Source organism: Paenibacillus sp. EPM92, assembly GCF_016586185.1.
Classification (GTDB): Bacteria; Bacillota; Bacilli; order Paenibacillales; family NBRC-103111; genus Paenibacillus_G; species Paenibacillus_G validus.
In genome coordinates this window covers 15,470-32,857 of sequence record NZ_BCPS01000030.1, presented here as the reverse complement: position 1 = coordinate 32,857, position 17,388 = coordinate 15,470, and the positions used below count along the sequence as shown (strand labels likewise).

Sequence of the window (17,388 nt, the reverse complement as noted above, 5' to 3'; positions counted from 1 at the left end):
GACTTTTTTATGTCTACTTACTTCTGCTGCATGAGCAATAGGATCAGTTTGGCGCTTTCTGCGCGCGTAGCGATTCCTTTCGGAACAAACAGACCATTGCCTCGACCTTCAATTAATTTCAATGCAGCAGCCTGATTGACTGCCTGTTCAGCCCATTGGCTGATCTGATTTCCGTCTTGGAAATCAGATCTTCCTTCGGCAAGTTTCGTTCCGGTTTTCTTTTCGATCGCTCTTACGATCATGGCCGCCATTTCTTCACGGGTGATGAAACGATCTGGTTCAAAACGGTTAGGGGAAGTCCCCTGAACAAGTCCCATGCCGTAAGCAGCATGAACCGCTTCTGTATACCAATCTCCGTTATTCACATCCTCGAAAGGAGAGCCGGAGGGTTCCGCCTTACCGCCAAGCGTCCTTACGAGAAACGCCGCAAATTCTGCCCGGGTGACATTGCTGTCCGGTGCAAAACGGTTATCGGCTTTCCCGTCTGCAATCCCCTTAAAGGAAAGCTCTTGAATGATAGAGAACGCCCAATGGGTTGCCGGCACGTCTTGATACGTCCTCGTATATTCGAAAACGCCATAAGTGCTAAAATGGCTCAGTTCGGCCGTATAGCCGCCTTCTTCATACGTTCCCCCGATAAACGTATACTCCCCTTCAGGACTAATGTAGTAGATTCCTGCCAATTTGGGGTTTTTCACGTGTGGAGCAGAAATATGAATAGTAATCGGCGTATTAAACTGGCTGAGACGGGAAGTCTCTCCGTTCTTGGTTACAGCCTCAATGGTAAGTTCATAGGTTTGACCGCCTTCAGACAATTCCAGATTTGGCGCCGCAGAAACAGCCCTCATCTTCACTTCAATTCTTCCGTCGGTTTCACCAGGCGGCAAAAACTTGGCGGCTGAAGCCAGCACCGATGAAGGGATGGTCATCTTCAACTCGCCGCTCTCAAGAACGACGGAGGATTGCTGGCCAATCCGTTCTGCCACGTTGACCGGGAGCGCAACGACTTCTGTGCCTTGCGGAATATCCAATTTGACCCTTCCGTTCTGAACGGTCAGATCCTCCGACTTGGGCGCATAAAGTCCGGCTGGATTCGTTGCAGGTGCGGAAGGATCGCCAGAGCCGCCGCCGCTGCTGCCAGCACTCTTTGTTCTCACTTGAAGGGTCAGACCCTCCGTACTCCAGTTGTTCGCCTTGTCCCCCGCTTCCACTCGGAATGTATAGAGTTTGCCGGATGCAAGACCTGTTACCTCATATACATTCGTGCTGCCGGAAACGGCGGCAAGCATCTGGTCGTCCAAATAAATCCGGTATGCCTCCACTGCCGTATCATCCTCAGCTGGCGTCCATTCCAATCGCAGACCGGTTTCCGTAACTTTCGCTGCTTTCAGCTCCCCATTCACCCAGACCGGAGACGTAAGATCTTGTCCCGCATCATCCATCGCCGGAACGGATTCAACCGGTTCGCTTTGTGCGGAAAGGTTGCCCGCTTGGTCCTCTGCCGCAATTCGGAATACATAGGCCCTGCCTGCTTCCAAATTGACAAACGTCTTGCTGGTAATCCCTTTTTCCACAAAAACAGGTGTATCGGAGCCATCGTAAATCCAATAGCCTTTCAAATCCTCGTCCCGGTTGGCATCCCAGAACAAAGTCACACTTCGGTTGCCTGCTTCGGCATGCAGCCCTGTCGGCACGGCCGGAGGTGTCCGGTCTTCTACCGGCTTTACAGTCTTGTTGACTATAAGGGTTGCCTGAGCCTTCATACCGTTGAACTCCGCAACGACCGTTCCGGTCGTATCTTGCGTCAGCTCTGCGGCTGTAAATTCACCGTTGTTCACTTGGCCGATACCTTCGATAACGCTCCAATTCACCTTGCTGTTATCGATCGCAAACGTATTGCCGAATACGTCGTAGCCTGTTACGCCGAATACCAGCTTCTCATTTCCGTTCAGTGAATCCTGGTTGGGCGAAAGAGTCATGCGAATCGGGACCACTTCGTTCTGATCGACAACCTCTACAGGCAAGGTAGTCGTTACTCCCGAAACCGTAATAGTGACCTCAGCAGTACCTACCTGATGGGCGGTCAATTCCCCGGCTTCGGAAACCGACACCACACGGTCGTCCGAAGAAGTGAACTTTTTATCAACATCAGCAAACTTGCTCAAATTCACCAAATAATCTGCCGTGATAGCAGAAAAGTCACCATAGACGTTTAAGGTGCGTTTGACCCCTTGCGGCAGTGTCAATCGTCCGTTATTCTGAATCGCATCATCCATGACCGTAATTTTTTGAGTCAGCGGAAGGAATTTATGGGTCACGTTCGTTCCATCCACCTTAAACTGCGTGTAGCTTAGAAAACCGCCGTTGGCAGGAGTCACATACTTTTTCAGCGCTCCGTCGCCCGAGATAGTGTAAGTGACTCCGTCCTTCATCCAGGATTGAGAGACATGAAGATGGCCGAAAATGACATTAACCGACTTCTCCGGATTCGCCGCTTTATACTCGCCGAGCATCTTTTCCAGACGGTCCGCATCGCTTTCCAGCATTTGGTGTGCGGTGCCGAAAGTATCCCGCGTCGGATTATGCGTAAAAATGACTACATTCGGCTTTGTATTTTCGTTCAACACACGCTGCAAATAATGGAACTGTGTCGGATCAGGACCCGAAATGCTTTGGCCTAATGCACTATTCAGCGATATGAACAGGGTGTTCCCGTACTCAAAGCTGTAGGTCGGAACTCCGAAATAGGTATAGTAGTTGGTCAGAGATCCGTTGAACCCTTCATGATTCCCTGGAGAAATCATATACGGCTTGTTTAATAGCGCAATCTGATTCCGTCCGGTAGTCCACTGGGCCGCATTATCGTTATCTACCAAATCTCCGTTTTGAAGGACCAATTCCGAGTCGTCGTTGTTGATCCTGTCGAAGATCAGCGGCGCGAATCCTGTCGCATGCGTATCGGATGTAACGGAAAAAGCGAATTTGCCAGGATTTGACGGCTGGGCAAAATCGACAACGGTAAACGTGACGCTCTGGCTTTCCGCAACATTGCCCGCTTTATCTTTGGCGTTTACAGTAAAGGTATGAGAGCCGACAGATAGCGCGGTATCCGGGAGAGCATAGGCCCAACCATTGGACGGGTCATAATACACTTGCAAGTCCTGTCCGTCCAATGTCATGCGAACATCCGCTTCGTTAACACCGGACTGAACGTCTTTAATTTGAGCGCTAAGCTTTGGACGGGACAGCTTTAACGTATTTCCGTCCAGCGGCAGTAAGCCGGAAATAACAGGAGGGGCCACATCAGGCTGCAAATTCACCATCACGTTCTTGGTCAGCGGCGGGTTCATGCGATTTCCCGCTTTGTCGCTGGCCTCTACAACAAAAGTATGAGGACCTTCGGATAGAGCTTTCGCGGTATACGTAAGAATACCGGTGTCGGTGTCAAAATGCGCCTGGTCTTCGCCATCCCCAATGGTGACCGGTTGACCGTCCATCTTAACCGCAATGCCGGCCGGGTCGATGCCTGTCTTTTCATCCGTTAACGTCACAAAGAACGGAATCTCCGCCGAATAGACTGTTGCTGCCGAAGGAGAGACGTTGCTATATGCAGGTTCCTTCAAATCCTCATCGTCGGTGTAGGAGAACCGGATGTCGTCAAAATAAACGGTGCCTTTGTAATTCAAACTTTTATTCGTTTCTACCATATAGAAATAGTTCAAGGTAATCGGCATCGGCACGTTGGAAGGAATAGGAACCTCTACATATTTCCACCCCGTCCAATAAATGCTGGAAGCCATGTCGAGCGTTCGGTTGGCCCCGGTGCCATCTGTAATAATCGCGCGCAACCAAGGCGCCTTCCCATCGCCATATACCCACATGCCGAGTTTTTTAGGGCGAATGGTCGTCGTATACCCGCTGCCCTTTGCAGCCGGATAGGTGCGGACGTTGATCGTGCCGTTATATACTTTCGTCCACTTGGCATAATCGTAATTCACCTTTAAACTGTAAGAGCCGCTTTTGACCTGCTCGGTTGAAATCTCATGAGTCCCTCCCACATATCCGTCAATATAATATCGGGAAGGGTCGTTTTGCTCATAACCATCGATCAATTGAGCTTTCTGACCGACAATGATCGAAAGAGTCGTTTCCTTATCTCCGATCTTGGCTTTGATTATTCCTGAACCCGTCGTATCCGCCGTTGTCAGAACCCCATTCTCATCAAATGTTCCTAATGAAGCCGGCGTTACCGACCATTCTGCGGAAGCGTTGGAAATGACGATAGGCTTTCCATCTTCCGTCGAGGCTGCCAGAGTAAAGGCTTTGGGCTTATTGGCTTCCAGAGCGACTGTTCCGCTGTCGGTCAAGCCAATCGAATATACCGAATCGACAACTGTCACCCTTGCGAATCCCTGAACGGATCCGATTTGGGCATAAACGGCTTCCGTCACAGGCATCGCGCCCGCCCGATAAACCCCGTTCTGATCGATCGACCCGGAAGATATTCCGCCGTCTGTCGGACGAACGCTCCATTCTATATCGGCATTAGCAATATCGACGGGGTTGCCGCCTTGATCTGTGCCTCTGACCTTAAAGGTAAAGGAGTTATTTTTATAAATCATCAGATCTTGATCGACTTTCAAATCATGAACCGCATTCGTTTTAGTCGCACTGGAAGTAAACAGAATGGCATTTGTCACTATACGCTCGCTGCCATCCGAAGGGTTGTTCGCAACCCTTACTTGCTTATCCCCGTACAAGCGGGTGTTCATCTGGGTCGAACCGCCACCATCCAAGCTGATTGCGGATACCACTCCCAAATCCTTCATCATCGCGGCCATTTCCGGCAGCGTCATGCCGTAGCTTTGCTTCGCTGCTCCACCGCCATCCACCGCGAGGGCCACGACCTTGTTATCGCTGGTTATGCCGATAGCGGTTCGGGCTTTATCAGCCCCTTGAATCAAAGCAGCGTTGCCGTACTTTGCAATTAACTCCTGCTCCGTATAAGCATGGTTGTTCTCGACCAACATCCCCCACGATGTGACGGCTTCCGCAAGCTCCAACGGGTTGCCGTTCAAATCGGTCAGGTTAAAAGAAAATCGTACTTTATCCCCAGCTTTAAGGTTATTCTTTATCCATGTCGCTTTGGTCCCCTGGCTTGCCAGCACCATGCCATCAACGGGTATGGCGATACTTTTGAAGCTGCTGGACGTTGACCCGACCGAAACAACCTCCGCTTCGTACACCTGACCGAGCTTCACCTGGCCGTTGTCGGAGCCCTGAATATTTTTCAAAACTGTCAGCGCTCCATTGGCTGCTTGTGCATCCGTAAATGATACGGTTGGGCTATCAGCAAGCTGAGGAGTTTCGAGAATCATTTTGTTCCCCATGGTAGCGGTATCTATACGGTTCAACGTGTCGATTACGGCTATTTTATTCGGGTTTGGTATACCGTATACACTTTCATACACCGAATCCACGACGGTTAGCTTCGCGTCCAGCGATACGTAACCAATCATTGGCTTGCGGTTATTGGTAACGGCAAAGACCGGATACCGTCCCTCCGCCGATTTCTGATCGAAGCCGGTAATCAAATAGCCGTCTTTTACCTGAAGACCGATGGGCGTGCCGTAAGTCGGCGTACCCGAGGAAATATTGAACATGTCTCCGTTTATACCGGCGACGACGTTTTGACCTTTGAACTGTTCTCTGGCAATCTGCTCCGAGACGGTTTCCAGCTTCAGCACTTTGTCCTTCGCTTTGGAAGAAATGATATTCACCGTTGGATCGTTCATATCAGCCGTCAAGATAAAAGCCTGTTCTTTCTTTCCTTGTTCGCCGTTAAAATCGGAATAGTTCGTTTGACGAAACGTAATGCCGCTTGCCACTTTTTGATCGGTAACGATTTCTGCTTTTCCATTTTCCGCAAAGCTAACCGTCTGGACGATTGTTAAACAATACTGGACGATTAATGCGACAATAAGCAACCATGATACCTGTTTCTTGAAGCGCCTTGATTGACAGTGACCTTCCACTCTTCCTACCTTCTTTCTTATTTCTTCATTTTGATCTGCTTCATATTGAATTGGGGCTTGCTGAACGAACGTTGATACAGTCATTTTGTCCTGGGGAACTACCGGTCTGACGGACGGTGCGGTTCCGAACTGTGCCTTGGCTTTCCCTCGCACGCGGAACGACATGCGGCTGATGAATGCAAAACAAGACGATCCTCCATCTGGTAGGACCGCGCAGTATACATCGAGAATTGCTGGCGATACAACTCCTGAAGATGGGCGAGCTGTCTCAAGGCCGTCAACTCTTCCATGATGCGCAGGGTTCGCCGGATGAATGTCACAGGTTTGCCGATTCCCTCACCGCAGTGCTTGGTATCTGACCACAGCGTGATAAGCGGCTCAGGCCCTCTCTCGGTATGTATTCGCCTTGGGACCACCGATTCGTTCGCTTCGGCGATGACCGATTCCCCGAGCCGTTTACGGCGGCTTCTCCCGATAACCGGACAGACCGAAGAAATATGGCAAATACGGGTTATCGACGATTTGTTCTACCGTCTCGCGCTCCGACAGCAGCATCCGCTCCTGGATAATAAGCGCCCCAAAGCCCTAGCGTCATCCGTTGCGGACGCTGCCCCTTGTCCCTTGAATGACTTTTTGAAATACTTGATCATCCTTCCGGTCTGCATTTGCCCCAGGCAATCCTCGCCAGCTTGAGCTACCGATTGTCAGGATTTAGACGACAGCCGAAAGGGGACAAAGTCGCTCTGCATCAGTGTTGGATTCGCTTGGTTCGCCTACGGATTGTACATGTCGTCAGTTCCGCATGCACGGTTGTTGATCCGTTCTCTCCAATTTCCATGCATATGAATTTGATATGAAGATTCTCAAAACTTGCTCCTAGATGTTCTCTTCGTTCAGCAGCCTATTTATAGCTTAGATTTGATTTGTAAAATAAGATGTTAATCCAATTAAATAAATTGTAAATAATAAGAAACAAAAAGGACGTCTCCGTTGGATGTGTACTGCACGAACAGGATCACCGGAGACGTCTTCTACTGCAGACGGTCTTTCTATTAAAATTTCAAGAACAGAAAACCGAATCGCTATCTGACGCGCGCCCTTATAGCAGTAATTAGAAAAAACTAGCGTTGAATCCGATGAATACGATAGGGGATGCTATGGAAATGGCCTATTTCACGTTCGAGCCTAGTAAACCCTTAATGAGCGGCGATCGTTTTCGGGGCTTTGTCTGCGGGCGGGTAAAACCTTTTTGTTCAAGATGGAACACCCTACGCGCAACGTTCGTTTTATCCTTGACCAGTTTTTCTGCGATTTCATTTTGCGTGAGACCATCTTGTTCTCAAAGAAGCATCATCACCATTTTTTTGCTCAGGCGCCAGGTTATACGGCGCTAACCATTTTTAATGTAACCGGTCAGCCTTAAGTCTGTCTGGTGAATAAGGATGCTGGCTTAAATCCCTGGATTCCTGAATATTACCGTTCAGCAAGCCCGAATTACAAGTCTAAAGAATATTTGATCCTTTCACAGTTACCTCGTAATTCCGGGAGTTGTTCCAGAAATAATAATAATGCTCTGATGTGAGCCTTATCTATAGTTACGACATTAACTCTTGACGAAGCTTGTCCAGAATGCGATAGTAATCATGTTTTTCATTACCTTGAAAATTAATCGCATCTATTTGGTCATGAATATCTTGCATCCATGAGGCAATCTGCTTCCATTTAGTTGTTGGCTTGTTTGTCTTCTCAGGACCCATGTTTTCAATCTTCCATAGGATTTCGTGATGGTTATTAGGATCACGCATCCCCGTCAGAACGGCGGCATTTCAAAATAAACAGGACGACTTGCATGCGCAGCTCGATCAGTTGAATGGGGGGAGCTTTACCGGAGGTCATCTTCCGGAGACATCGGGGGAACTGATGGACGCTATGACGCAGCAGGGCATAACGGTCGATCCGGCTACGGAGCTGTGGATCGGGCCAATGACAACAGTGACGAACAAGGCGATTAATCAGGTCATTCAGGGCGTCGGCGCGGTCACTTCCGGCCTGAACGAGATGCTCTCTCAGCAGCGCTATCAGATGCGTTCGACCGCGTACCAGCTTGAAACCGACCGGTTTAATACATACCATCAGTACGCCGAAGCCAAGGAAGGCATTCGTCTGCGACAAATCACTCATTATGTGCACTTGCTCGGCATGAAGAAGCAGCTTTCAGTCATGAATGAGTACGAACAGACAGTTCGGGCAGAGTTGAATCGGGCGATGCGGCTGCGCGAGCTGGGACTCGCTTCGGACGAAGACGTCGTCGAGGCGGAGCGGGCGCTGTCGAAGCAGGCGGACCAAGCAAAGCAGCTGGAAGAAAGCTTCCGACTGGCGTTGATTCAACTTTCCTTCGATATCGGCATCGCATATAACCCCGATCTCGTTATCCGTGACATTGAAGGGATCGTTGTCGACCCGCTGGAGCGCGTCGATACGAAGACACTACTGGAACAAGCCTATCAAGTTAAGATCGCATTCAACAGTCTTGACGAAACGATGTGGCAATTAGAGCACACGGTAACCTCGAACGTCTACGGTGACCAATATTTATCCGTAAATGTAGCGATTGCAGCCAAACAGAACCAGAAGACACAGCTCGAGCTGACCAAGAAAATTGAAGTGACGTACTCGGAAGCGAATCAAGCATTTCGGGCTTACCTCGAGGAAGCGCGAAACGTGGAGAACTTGCGGGCCGATCTTCTTGGAATCGTACTAATAAAACCCGTAAACAAAAAGTTTATACATCGCTCCTGGATGAGGTGACAACTCTTCATAAGATTGCTTATCTCCGCTGTTCGCTGGGCATCTCCCGTAGCTGGAACAAAGTCGATTTATTTGAAGTTGAATCGCAGCCTGCGATTGCTGAGCTATGCCGCACTTTAATCAAGGCGATAGATGAGTACCACAAAAGACATTATGTGAGTTATATGAACACCATTGAACAATTCATTAAAATATTTGATTTACAGCGTGATCGGATTTCAATCACAACTTCACTAGCCATTGCACGATTTTTAAACTGCTCCATCAATGCCCCGATGCTGACTCCTACTAAAGAAGAGGATTGGTTTAAGTCACTTCGAAACCTGGGTGAACAGCTTCTAGATAAAAAAATAAAACAAGCTTTAAGCAGTCTTTTTCACAAACGTACAGGAACGACATTTATGCAATATATAACCAAGCTCAGGATGTTGAAAGCGAAAGAATTGTTAGCTGATCCGTCGGTACAAGTACAGCAAGCTGCTGAGCAGGTTGGTTATTTTAGTTCAAGACATTTTACTAAATTATTTAAAGAGATTGTCGGATGTTATCCGTCCGAATATAAGAAGAATTTACAAATGAAAAAAGAAGCAGAGGGGACTACATAATGGATTCGAAAATACAAGAAAAGGCAACGGAGTAATGCTCGCGTACTCCGTTGCCTTTTCCATTTTGAGATTGATCATTTTTCCAATTCGATTTCATGTCAAATCAATTTGAACAAAACGGCGGAAATACGTCTCCAGTTCATGAAACGAAATTTGATGACAAGCCAGATTGTTCGCGCCGAAGGATTTCGAACCGGGTAAGGCGTCAAACTTGGAGAAGAGCCTCTCCAACTCCACCTCATTCTCAGATGCCCAAAACTGAACCTTTTCGACATGCGGGTTTCCGGCTTTCATTTCACCTATGAGTACCTGCAACCCTTTCGTAAACAAGGACGTACGTCGATAATTCTTGATGAAGGAACGCAACCTCTATTTGACAGATATGCCGATCCTCATAGCTCACTACCGTATCTTCAATTGTTCCGCACGCTGCAGCGCTTGTACTCGATTGTTGATTCCAAGCTTTCTGTACACATTTTTTATATGCGACTTTACGGTTTCTCCCGTGATGTGCAGGCGATCGGCGATTTCCTTGTTCGACAAACCTTTCGCGATCAACCGTAAAATCCGTGTTTCCTGCTCGGTTAATATTTCTTTCAGCGACAGTTCTGTATCCGGAGCTTGATCCTGATCCCACCGCAGAGCCTCCATCGAAGACCCTGCTGTCCCGCTCCGATTATTTCTTCTGACCTTGTCCAATGTTTTTGCCAACCGCTGGGCGGTAACGGGCTTCATAAGATAATCCAACGCGCTCACTTCGAAGGCTTGAATCGCATAATTGTCATGAGCGGTTACAAAAACCACATCTATCGTGGCATCGAGATCAAGCAACAGGCTGGATAGCGAGATACCGTTAATTTCCGGCATGGAAATATCGAGAAATGCGATATCTATCTTATTGGTTTTCACATATTCGTAAGCTTCCAACGGGCTAAAAAATGCCTGACATATTTCGACATCGCCGCTCTCGGAGAGGATCTTCTTCAACCATTTCACCGATAGTTCTTCATCATCCACGATCATGGCTCGCAGCATGCTTCAACCTCCACTCTGCTTGATTGGACGGGCCGGAATGTCGAAAAAAATCTTCGTACCTACCCCTTCTGCACTTTCAACACTAATGCTTTTTCCGTAAAGAAGCTGTAAGCGCTGACTTATGTTCCTTAGCCCTATGCCCCTTTTCTTCACATCCGGTTTCATTATTTCGTCTCTTCTCATTTCGCTCATGCCGCATCCATTGTCTTCTATGACAAAGCTGACCACCGCATCTGCTGCCTGTTTGACGGAGATTGTTACTGTTCCCCCTCGTAAGTTGGACATCAGACCGTGTCTTATAGCATTTTCCACCAGAGGCTGAAGAATCAGCGGCGGAATCAGGATATCCGGATTCGCATCCACGTCATACTCCACACACAATCTGGCGCCAAAACGTGCCTTTTCGATATTGATATACGTTTTGACGAGCTCCAATTCATTCTCTATGGTTGTTAGTGACTCCAGTTGATTGAAATCAAAGGCACTTCTCAAATACTTCGAAAGATCCAACGTCAATTCCTCTGCCTTATGAGGTTCGTCGTTGCACAGTGCGGCTATCGAATTCAGGGCGTTGTAAAGGAAATGCGGCTTGATCTGGGAACGCAAAAAAGCAATTTCCGCGTCCTTGGCCTCTGATTGCAGCTTTTGATTCTTTCTGATCATTTCCTTTATCGTTTCGTTTAAAGAAGTAAAGAACAACACAGACACTACGCTAATAATCATGTGAATGAAATGTACCTGAAAGACTGCCATGAATGATAAGCCTCTAATTACCCACACTGATGTTATTCCAACAAGACTATAGAAGACCAATAAAATTAGTGCAATTTGTATCCGCTGTTTCTTCTCTGCTTTTGTGAAAAACTTTTGGAATAGCAGAATCACCGGCATGCTAATTAAGAGGGTCAGAGTTGTCGTATACAATCCCAAATCGACCCCAACGCATAATCGGTATAGGATGATAAGGACACTTAGGAATATTCCCGTTCCCCAACCACCATATAACGTCCCTAAAAGTAATGGTATAATTCTTAGATCTACACGGTAGTCGGAGGAAAAGACAACAGGAAGGGACATACATAGTAGGATGGAGAGACCAAACAGAACGGATAGAATAAACTTTTCGTACTTGTTCCTCCCAGACCGCTCTGAAAAAAATATTTGATAGGTAAAAATCAGTACAGCTATTAACACCAGTTGCAGCAAAAAATCTTTTACAATATTTATGCTCAACCTGACTATCTCCTTTGTCATGTAAGAGGTTATTCTTCCTACATTATGAATTTCGACGATTTTAGCTAAACTCCTGTCTATAACGCCCTTATTGAAGTCCTGTTACCGTGAAACGCAAAAAGGAGCCTGCCTGTTTTAGTGACAAAGCTCCTCTTTGTTTTGTGGATTTAGCATATGGAGACGCGCCGTGCCATAGTAAATCCACGATCCGCCGCCGCGTTATGCTGTTTGGCGAGGTTGCATGATGTCCGTAAGTGCGGCTTTTAAATTTTTCCTTAACCAAAACAAGAAAATTCCCATATGTGATGTTGATCCCCAGACCTGATTCGGAGGTCAATCGTTAAGCCGCGAAGCAGATAGGGGCACCTATGGGAGCATGATAATCCATGACGATTATAGATTCATAATACTTTTAAATTCTTTTAATTTTCCTCTGCTTACTGGAACCTTTGTGCTATTGGCGTCATTCATCTTTACTAAATACGTACTGTTAAACCAAGGAATGATTTCAGTTATGAAGTTTAGGTTGATAATATAATTTCGGTGAGATCGAAAAAAATAACCCGTTTCATCTAAAACCAATTCCAATTCATTTAGAGACAATTCGCTTTTTTCTATAGAATCTTTAGTGGAAATGTATAATTCTTTGTCTTTGACAAACGCAAAACTGATTTCACTTACTTGAATCGGTTTTATGATGTTGTTTTTCCGTATACAGATACGACCTTCGAGCATTGGCGGCGCTTTTTCCCATTTAATTTTTGTCTTGGCTTGAAGAGATTTCACTTTTTTGATGGCATCGTCCAATCTGGATTCCGATATAGGTTTTGTAAGATAAGCTATAGCGGGCGTATTAAAAGCTTCTAACGCATGTTCATAAAAAGCTGTTGAAAAAATAATGAACGGAGGATGGGTCATTTGATTTAAACGCTTGGCGAAATCTAACCCATTCATCTCAGGCATTTGGATATCTAGAAAAAGCAGATCAGGCTCATCATGAATAACTTTTGAAAGGGCTTCAACGGGATTGTGATGGATCGAGACAATTTGAATATCTATATATTTTTGAAGCAGGAATGCCAACTCGGAACAAATAGCGGGTTCATCATCCACAATGATTGTTTTTATAAACAAGTTAGATCACATCCTCTTTTAGACCGGTCATCGGAATTTCAAATGTTACGATCGTACCGGATCCCGGTTCACTTTTAATATGCAGACCATAATCTTTCCCGTATATAGACTGTAATCTACGGTGAATATTAGAAAAACCTATTCCCTTTGTTTGGTTATTTAAAATTTCCGCTAACCGTTTCTCGTTAATTCCGATTCCATTATCTTCAACACGGATTTGTACATGATTTCTGTTTTTACAAACACGAATAAATAACAAGCAGTTATTTATTTTTGGAAATAAACCGTGATGAATCGAGTTTTCAACAATAGGCTGCAAGGTAAGAACTGGCAATTTCATATTCAATAAGGATTCGTCAATTTCCATAGTCACCTTTAATCTGTTTGCGAATCTGACCTTCTCAATCTCCAAATAAGATTTTATACCATCCAACTCTTCTTTCAAACTGTTAAAGTTGTTTTTATTATTCAGATTTCGCCTGAAAATGTCGCTCAAATTGCCCAGCAGGTTTCTTGCAAGCTCAGGATTGGTTCTGCAGTAAGACATGATGGTGCTTAGCGTGTTAAAAAGAAAATGCGGTTTAATTTGTGCCTGCAATGCATTCAATTCCGCTTGCTGCCTCATTTTGGTTTGCTTTTCTATCTCCGCAAGTTCAATTTGTACCGAAAGTAGCTTGGCTAGTCCGTCAACAAGATTGAGGTCGGTTTGGGTTTCTTTAAATGAATTTTTATAGTAAATCTGCAATGTTCCAACCGGTTTGCTGTTATGAACCAATTTTGCACCTACTGCTGATTTTAAGGGAAAATTACGATGGAAATGTGCAAACTCTTTATCTAGAGAAAGGATCCTCATCTTATTTTGTTTGAGGATGGCTTCTGTTACCTGTGCATAAATCGCCTTTTCATGAAGACCGCGGTCACTTCCAACACCTACTATACTTAATGTTTGATCACAATCCGTTATTACCACCGCATCGACATTTGCAATTTCATGAATAATCTCTGCTGTTTGTTTCGCCGACGTTTCATTTAGACCGGTTCTAAGATGGGGGAGGGTACGGCTAGCAATACTAAGGGCAAGATTAGCCGCAATAGCCCCGGATTGGTCCTGTAAAAGTTTAATGTTCATAAAAATCCTGATGAAAATCATCACTCCCAAGATCGTCACACTTGTAGTAGGTATAGCTATTTTCAATTCCAATGCCAGCGCTGCTGCAAATGGTTTGGCTAGGAGCAGCACTAATATCTTTTGAATCAATTCCGCTGTGAGCCCTAACAGAACGATGTGCTGCCATTTCATTCTTAACATATCGTATTTGATCCCTGCTAGCCCTCCCAATAAGCCGCAAAGTACGGTAGAGATGGCGCAGGCAGCGGCGGTAAATCCACCGATAGAATATCTATGAATGCCTCCTATGATTCCGGAAAATATCCCAACCAGAGGGCCTCCTACAAGCCCTCCTACCACAGCACCGACAATCCTCGTGTTGGCCAATGCATCATCGATTTGAATGCCATTTTCTGTTCCAAGAATGGATAAAAACCCGAATATTACTGAAAGAATAACGGTTCGCTTCCAACCATTTTTCCCATAAATCAAGAGTCTAAAATAATTCAATTGACCAATGAATAAAGAGATTAGAGCAACTACGACTACATTCTCAAAGAGCCTTAGCAGGATGGTTAAATCCACTCGTCCTCCTCCTTTTTGCATTTCAGCATAAATAGACGGCAAATCAGCTGCTATTTTTGAATACTTGGAAACAATTAATGGATATAATTAAAAGGGAAAGATACTATTTTGTAGTATAAAGAACAGTTCTAATGACTTCAACTAGACGGGTGTAAGCGTTACACAAATCTTCGAAAGGTCGATCATTGATGCAAGCAAAGGCTTAAAAAATAATCAACATGCACCCATCGAAGAAAGCGGTTACTTTCTGAAGGAGGAATTAAATAATGTCTCAATCCGTTCAGTCGACAAGGAAGGGAAGTATTGCAGGTAACATCTTTAAAGGTTCGGTTGGAAATCTGATCGAATGGTACGACTGGTACGTTTATGCTGCATTCGCAGTCTATTTCTCATCACAGTTCTTTCCTAAGGGAGACCCGACAAGCCAACTCCTCAACACGGCGGCGATCTTTGCCGTAGGCTTCTTAATGCGCCCGATAGGGAGCCTGTTGCTGGGCCGATACGCCGACCGTCATGGCCGCCGTGCTGCGCTGACGCTTTCCATCTCTGTCATGGCCAGTGGTTCCCTGATCATTGCCTGTACCCCTAGTTATAGCTCCATTGGCATAATGGCTCCTATTATTTTGGTTCTCGCTCGATTACTCCAAGGGTTGTCGCTAGGCGGAGAATATGGAACCTCGGCAACGTACTTGTCCGAGATGGCCAGCAGAGGCCGGCGCGGCTTCTACTCAAGCTTCCAATACGTCACACTTATTGGAGGCCAGTTGGTGGCGCTGGGCGTCCAGATCATCCTCCAACAACTACTCAGCGAAGCTGAAATGCAGGCCTGGGGCTGGCGTATTCCTTTCATCATTGGAGCACTGGGGGCACTAGCTGTCTTGTGGCTGCGCCGCTCGATGGACGAATCAGAACAGTTTTCCAAAATGGGCTCCGAAAGCAGGGCAAACGCCGGGACCATGCGAGCTCTGATGAAGCATCCTAAAGCGGTGCTGACCGTGGTCGGATTAACGCTCGGCGGAACCGTCGCCTTCTATACTTATACAACGTATTTACAAAAGTTCATGGTGAATTCTGTAGGCCTCCCCAAGGACGTCGTCAGCTGGATCAACTTTATTGCCCTGCTGGTATTTATCGTACTTCAGCCGCTCGCCGGCATGCTGTCCGACCGGATCGGACGGCGCCCGCTATTACTCTGTTTCGGTATCCTCGGTACTTTGCTGACAGCGCCACTGTTCTTTATCATGGAGAACATGAAGAATCCTATGGGTGCTTTCTTGCTCATGCTGGCTGGTCTCATCATTGTTACCGGTTATACTTCCATCAATGCCATCGTGAAAGCCGAGCTTTTCCCGACAGAAGTTCGCGCTCTTGGCGTAGGCTTCCCGTACGGACTCACCGTTGCGGTATTCGGCGGGACCGCGGAGTTCATCGCATTGTGGTTCAAGAGCATTGGAATGGAGTCGCTCTTCTACTTCTATGTGGCTGCCTGTATTGCGGTGAGTTTCTTCGTCTACTGGCGTATGGGCGAGTCTTCCAAATCGTCCCACATCGAAGCCGAGCTTGACCGCAAATAACGGGGACAACCTTGGCGGTATGTAATGCTCCCCGTTGTCAAGACACGATTTTTTGAGAAATAAGTTATGTCCTCCTTCCGGGTATTTAGGATGCGATTTGCTTGTCATTATGTGCGTAGAATTGCACGGGACGAGCTTCGCCAAGTGACTGGTGAGGGCGCTCCTCATTGTAAAATTGGACGTAGCGAGCTATCCCCTGGCGCAACGCACGAGGGTTCTCGAATTCATGAAGGAAGATACATTCATACTTGAGTGATCGAAAGAAGCGCTCCGTTCGGCTGTTATCGGTTGCCCGGCCTTTGCCGTCCATCGAGACTTTGATCCCTTCCTTCTCAAGCAGTTCCAGATAGTCTTTATTCGTAAAGTGCGAGCCTTGATCGCTGTTCATGATATCTGGTTTACAACGGCTGAATGCCCGTTTGAGGCATCTGAGAACGAAGCCCATCTCAAGGGTACTGGACAACTCGTAATCGATCACCTTCCGGCTGTACCAGTCGATGATGAGGAACAGGTACATGAATCCCTTGCCCATCCTTAGATACGTAATATCGACACCCCAGACGTGATTGGGATGGTCGATGCTCAGGCCGCGAAGCAAGTAAGGACGTGTGTAGAGGGCATGAAGCCGTTTACTAAGGTTTGGCTTCGGATAGATCGCTTCCAGACCCATGATCTGCATCAGACGGCGTACACGCTTGCGATTCACCTCATGCCCTTGGTCGCGGAGGAACCTCGTCATACGCCGATAGCCGAAGTAGGGATGTTTCATGTAGATCTCGTCCATACGGTGCATGAGCTGGACATTTTCTTCGCTTTCGCGTTGTTCTTTGGATGGACGGTATACACTTGTTCGATTCACACCCAGCAGTTCCGACTGGCGTTTCACAGTAATCGTGGTGTTGTCCCGTTCCACCATCGCTTTACGTGTCTCCAGCGGTTCATTTGAGGCCAGATTTTTTTTTGAGCCAATCGACTTCAACGGTAAGTTGGCCGACCAGCTTCTCCAGATGTTCTTGCTTGGTTTCGTACTCCTTTCTCACTTTGTCGGCTTCACTGGCCTTCTTCTCAAAGACCGTTGAAGCGCGCTCTAAGAATTCGGCTTTCCACCGGCTGATCATCACCGGACTCAGTTCGTATTTCGATGCAATTTCATTGACGGTCTGCTCCTCGCGGAGCACCTCCAGCACGACTTTGCTTTTAAACTCTGCGGTATATCGGTTTCGCTTTTCCATGGCTTCATTATAACTTATTTATCACGCTCCCGTGTCTCA

The 17,388-nt window shown here is 46.7% G+C and carries 11 protein-coding genes; 3 read left to right on the top strand and 8 right to left on the bottom strand.

Translation table 11 applies throughout. The features are described from left to right. Positions 1-17: 17 nt before the first annotated feature. Together JMF85_RS27945 and JMF85_RS05885 are read right to left on the bottom strand one after the other, a co-directional pair. Positions 18-5,987 carry an S-layer homology domain-containing protein gene (locus tag JMF85_RS27945; RefSeq protein WP_236595747.1) on the bottom strand — a complete coding sequence of 1,990 codons (5,970 nt, stop codon included), beginning with the start codon at positions 5,985-5,987 and terminating at the stop codon, positions 18-20. Between the two features lie 1,643 nt (positions 5,988-7,630). Continuing rightward, positions 7,631-7,792: a hypothetical protein gene (locus JMF85_RS05885; RefSeq protein WP_201317902.1), complete on the bottom strand. Its 162-nt coding sequence runs from the start codon at positions 7,790-7,792 to the stop codon at positions 7,631-7,633. Between the two features lie 163 nt (positions 7,793-7,955). On the opposite strand from JMF85_RS05885, the gene JMF85_RS05880 reads away from it, so the two are divergent. Both JMF85_RS05880 and JMF85_RS05875 read left to right on the top strand, forming a co-directional pair. Then, positions 7,956-8,843, top strand: a complete 888-nt coding sequence (locus tag JMF85_RS05880; RefSeq protein WP_201317901.1) for a TolC family protein — start codon at positions 7,956-7,958, stop codon at positions 8,841-8,843. Next, positions 8,840-9,448 (top strand): helix-turn-helix domain-containing protein, encoded by a 609-nt coding sequence (locus JMF85_RS05875; protein ID WP_201317900.1) that lies wholly within the window; start codon positions 8,840-8,842, stop codon positions 9,446-9,448. The genes JMF85_RS05880 and JMF85_RS05875 overlap by 4 nt, the downstream gene beginning before the upstream one ends. A 93-nt stretch (positions 9,449-9,541) precedes the next feature. On the opposite strand, the gene JMF85_RS05870 is transcribed toward JMF85_RS05875, so the two are convergent. From JMF85_RS05870 to JMF85_RS05850, 5 genes are all read right to left on the bottom strand, one after another. Next, a complete protein-coding gene (locus tag JMF85_RS05870; RefSeq protein ID WP_201317899.1) occupies positions 9,542-9,742 on the bottom strand; it encodes a hypothetical protein in 201 nt (66 codons plus the stop codon). A gap of 108 nt (positions 9,743-9,850) precedes the next feature. Further along, the gene (locus JMF85_RS05865; RefSeq protein WP_155614700.1) at positions 9,851-10,483 is read right to left on the bottom strand and encodes a response regulator transcription factor; all 633 of its coding nucleotides are present in this window, start codon (positions 10,481-10,483) and stop codon (positions 9,851-9,853) included. Positions 10,484-10,486: 3 nt separating this feature from the next. Beyond that, positions 10,487-11,716, bottom strand: a complete 1,230-nt coding sequence (locus tag JMF85_RS05860) for a sensor histidine kinase (protein WP_201317898.1) — start codon at positions 11,714-11,716, stop codon at positions 10,487-10,489. 393 nt (positions 11,717-12,109) lie between these two features. After that, a complete protein-coding gene (locus JMF85_RS05855; protein ID WP_127608917.1) occupies positions 12,110-12,850 on the bottom strand; it encodes a LytR/AlgR family response regulator transcription factor in 741 nt (246 codons plus the stop codon). 1 nt (position 12,851) lies between these two features. Continuing rightward, complete coding sequence (locus JMF85_RS05850; RefSeq protein WP_201317897.1) at positions 12,852-14,543, bottom strand: LytS/YhcK type 5TM receptor domain-containing protein; 1,692 nt, start codon at positions 14,541-14,543, stop codon at positions 12,852-12,854. Between the two features lie 266 nt (positions 14,544-14,809). Here JMF85_RS05850 and JMF85_RS05845 point away from each other — a divergent pair, with 266 nt between their 5' ends. Continuing rightward, complete coding sequence (locus JMF85_RS05845) at positions 14,810-16,117, top strand: MFS transporter (protein ID WP_201317896.1); 1,308 nt, start codon at positions 14,810-14,812, stop codon at positions 16,115-16,117. Positions 16,118-16,202: 85 nt separating this feature from the next. On the opposite strand, the gene JMF85_RS05840 is transcribed toward JMF85_RS05845, so the two are convergent. After that, positions 16,203-17,349, bottom strand: a protein-coding gene (locus tag JMF85_RS05840) for an IS3 family transposase (protein ID WP_483874216.1) whose coding sequence is annotated in 2 segments (ribosomal slippage) — positions 16,203-17,079 and positions 17,078-17,349 — 1,149 coding nt in all. Because the reading frame shifts where the segments join, the coding sequence is not laid out codon by codon here. Between the last annotated feature and the right edge of the window lie 39 nt (positions 17,350-17,388).